General features: G+C 53.0%; 1 protein-coding gene. It reads left to right on the top strand.

Going from position 1 to position 379, the window contains the following annotated elements; genetic code table 11:
• Positions 1-109: 109 nt before the first annotated feature.
• On the top strand, positions 110-379 hold a 270-nt coding region (locus tag MUW49_RS19975; RefSeq protein ID WP_133295851.1), incomplete at its 3' end, for a helix-turn-helix domain-containing protein.

Consider the following 379-nt stretch of genomic DNA (forward strand, 5'->3'; position numbering starts at 1 on the left):
CTAAATAGCTGTTCCGAATAGTAGATCACCGGAGGAAGGGAACTCAGTCCAGTTTGTGCGATCTGATTAGTCGCTAAACAAAACAAGCCACACCCAAAGGACTGAGTTGATGCCTATCCTACCACCTCTGCCACGACCACAACGGCGCCGCATTCACAAAATCATCCATGCCACCCGTGATAAAGGACATGCTCGTCGCTTGATGGCCATCTTGCTGTTACATGAAGGACGCACGATCACCGATGTTCATCACCTTACCGGCGCTGCGCGCTCGACCATCGGTCGTTGGCTTCGGTGGTATCGAGATGAAGGCATAGATGCGCTAGAAGCCTTACCGGCTGGCCGTGCCCCAGTCTTACCTATCGCCAAGATTGTCACC

The sequence above is a fragment of the Aeromonas sp. LsrichE-8G genome (genome assembly GCF_022869435.1).
GTDB classification, from domain to species: domain Bacteria; phylum Pseudomonadota; class Gammaproteobacteria; order Enterobacterales; family Aeromonadaceae; genus Aeromonas; species Aeromonas caviae.